Annotated in this window: 1 protein-coding gene; it reads right to left on the bottom strand. The window is 66.4% G+C overall.

All coding sequences use genetic code 11. From position 1 onward, the window contains the following. The coding region (locus tag MOV74_RS38235; protein ID WP_246932696.1) for a histidine kinase dimerization/phospho-acceptor domain-containing protein at nucleotides 1-1,403 on the bottom strand (1,403 nt) is incomplete at both ends.

The raw sequence follows: 1,403 nt of genomic DNA, 5'->3' as shown, positions 1-1,403 counted from the left end.
GTGCGGAACGGCTCCATCGCGGCGGCGACTTCGCGCTCGGTGAGGCCATGACCGGTGTCGCGGATGCGCAGCGCGATCTCGCCGCGGTCGGACAGCGCGGTCGAGACGATGACCTGGCCGCCGGCGCTGGCGAGCCGGATCGAGTTCGAGATCAAATTCATGGTGATCTGCCGCATCGCGCGCGCGTCCACGCTGACCTGCGGCAGCGCATGGGCGAGCGAAGTGCGGATGATGATGCGCTCGCGATTGGCCTGCGGCTGCATCACAGTCACGCAAGCTTCGACGAGATCGTTGAGGTTGAGGTTGGCGAAGTTGAGGTCGAGCTTGCCGGTCTCGATCCGCGACAGCTCCAGCAAATCGTCGATGATGGCAATGACGCGCTCGCCGGAGGCGCGGATATCCTTCATGTATTCGCCGTAGCGCTCGTTGCCGAGCGTGCCGAAACGCTCGGAGATCATCACCTCGGCAAAGCCGATGATGGCGTTGAGCGGCGTGCGGATCTCGTGGCTGATCCGCGCCAGCATGTCGGCTTTCGCATTGGCCGCACTGTGGACCAGGCGGCGGGCCTGCGTCAGCTCGCTCTCGCCCTTCTTGCTCTGGGAGAGGTCGCGGAACACGGCGAAGAAGTTCGGCCCGTCGGGCCGGGTGCGGCCCATGATCATCGCGAGCGGAATGACGCCGCCCTTCTTCTCGCGTCCGAGCACTTCGCGGCCGTGGTCGAGCAGGCTCGCAATGTCCTGGCTCTTCAGGCTTTCGAAATAGTCGGCGACGATCTGCTGGCTCTCGGGCGCGAACAGCGTCACCAGATTCTGCTCGATCAGCGCCGTGCCGTCATAGCCGAACAGCGCCTCGGCGCTGCGGTTGCAGGCGTGGATGTTGCCTTCGGCATCGAACATCACGATGCCCTCGGCGGTGGTGTCGAGGATCGCGGCGAGATCTTCCGCCTCGGTTTCGCCAGCCGCGGGCTCGATTTCGTAAGGAAAGGATTCCGGGACAATGGTCTCGGCGGCAATCGCCTCGGCGACGACAGGCTCGGCAATGCCGGGCGCGGTGACGACAGGTGCAGCCTGCGGCAGCGCGCAGATCAGCGCGTGCGCGCTCTCGCCGTCCCAGTCGATCGTGTGCAGATGCGCTTCGGTGGTCGCAAGCGGCGCTTCGCCGTTCGCAACCATCGCGCTGATCGTGACAGGCGTGCCGGCTTGCGAGGTGCTGCTGGCCGAGGACACGCCGGGCTCGACATAGAGCGCATCGAGCCCGCCGGCATGCTCCAGCGCGCTCACGTTGGCGTAGCCCATGCGCGCGAGAAACGCCGCGTTGGCGTAGAGCAGCCGGTCGAGCCGGTAGATCAGGATGCCGGTCGGCAGCAAGTCGAGCAGCGTGCGGTCGCGCGCACTGGCGCCGCG

The sequence above is a fragment of the Bradyrhizobium sp. SHOUNA76 genome (assembly GCF_023006445.1).
Classification (GTDB): domain Bacteria; phylum Pseudomonadota; class Alphaproteobacteria; order Rhizobiales; family Xanthobacteraceae; genus Bradyrhizobium.
Note: the sequence above shows the minus strand (reverse complement) of the source record. Positions and strands in the feature narration are given on the sequence as shown.